Origin of the sequence: Chimaeribacter californicus (genome assembly GCF_002858675.1) — a bacterium.
Taxonomy (GTDB): Bacteria; Pseudomonadota; Gammaproteobacteria; order Enterobacterales; family Enterobacteriaceae; genus Chimaeribacter; species Chimaeribacter californicus.
In genome coordinates this window covers 1-1,230 of the sequence record NZ_PJZF01000073.1, presented here as the reverse complement: position 1 = coordinate 1,230, position 1,230 = coordinate 1, and the positions used below count along the sequence as shown (strand labels likewise).

The 1,230-nt window shown below is 48.6% G+C and carries 2 protein-coding genes and 1 pseudogene; all 3 read left to right on the top strand.

All coding sequences use genetic code 11. The annotated features are described in order from the left end of the window. Positions 1-210, top strand: a 210-nt coding sequence (locus CYR55_RS23860) for a hypothetical protein (RefSeq protein ID WP_206604066.1), incomplete at its 5' end; no start/stop codon positions are given. A gap of 228 nt (positions 211-438) precedes the next feature. Further along, positions 439-693 carry a helix-turn-helix domain-containing protein gene (locus CYR55_RS22870; protein WP_101818583.1) on the top strand — a complete coding sequence of 85 codons (255 nt, stop codon included), beginning with the start codon at positions 439-441 and terminating at the stop codon, positions 691-693. Beyond that, a pseudogene (locus tag CYR55_RS22865) lies at positions 659-1,230 on the top strand (recombinase); the annotation flags it as partial. The gene CYR55_RS22870 and the pseudogene CYR55_RS22865, both read left to right, overlap by 35 nt.

The window sequence follows — 1,230 nt, the reverse complement described above, 5'->3', positions numbered from 1 at the left end:
TTTTGGAATAAGCTTGTGACCTCACGAATTCGCCAACGAAATATAGTGCAGAATATATTTCCTTGGCGTTTTTTGGTATTTTACAACTTTGAGTTGAATCGTTTATGTTCCGCGGCCGTCCTCGGTGATAATCGCGGGCATTTTTTAAATCAGGTTGGCGGACTATGCAATTATCACGCGATGAAACAAATTTTAGGCGCATCACCATGAGGTATCCACAACGGAGCTGAGGTCATTTTGCCGCTGCCGGGATGGCAACGCTACGCGAAAAATAGAAATGAATGTGGGGATAATCCCGCAATTTTTCACGCAGCGGCGTCTTTGGTTAATCCTTGGTTCATAAACCGGTTTACCAGGAAATTTAAGGATTAGCATTGTATTTAGTTCAGACCACTATAAAATCACTATCCCATATGGGGTAGTTATGGAGCACTTTTCATGCAACCTACCCCTAAAATGGTGAAAGCAGCCCGCGAGAAACTTGCGCTTACGCAAAAGCAGGCTGCCGAACGATTTGGCTACTCAGTCGCAGGATGGATTAAGAAGGAAACAGAGGGCGAAAGCGGTCGAGCGCTATCGATCGGTGAGTTCGAGTTCCTTCTGTTGCTGGCTGATATGCACCCTGATTATGTGCTGCACGAAAAACGTAGGAAAACTCATGGCAACCGAGATCAAACAGGTAAAGAAGAATGATCTACCCTCAATAGACGTCAAGGATATTGATGACCGGGTAGCAGACAAACTACGCCGGTTCATCGCCGATAAAAACGCTTTTGCCAAAAATACCTGGGATCAAATGCTATCTGTACTCCGCAGCTGGGGCACATGGTGTGATGCCCAGGGTAAGACGTGGCTGCCGGCAGATCCTGATGATGTCCGGGAATACCTCTTTTATCTCAAAAATGACCTGAAGCGCGCCACCTCTACCGTGGCGCAGCATAAATACCTGATCAACAAAATTCACGTCGAGGCAGGCTTGCCGCGCCCAGGTGATGACCTGTCCGTCAGGCGTGGTATGCGCAGCATTCGCCGCACCTCGGTACTCGATGGTGAGCAGGTCGGCCAGGCGATCCCCTTTCATTATGAAGACCTCAAGAAGGTCGCTACGCTATGGCATGGCTCTAAAAGCCTGAAAATCAGACGCAACCTGGCGTTTATCGGCATCGCCTACAATACGCTTTTGCGCATCGCTGAGGTGTCACGCCTGCGAGTGCGTGATATTCACTTCTC

What these genes read in the sequence shown, in the direction of transcription:
- CYR55_RS22870 (WP_101818583.1), top strand. Translation starts at nt 439, where the DNA reads ATGCAACCTACCCCTAAAATGGTGAAAGCAGCCCGCGAGAAACTTGCG.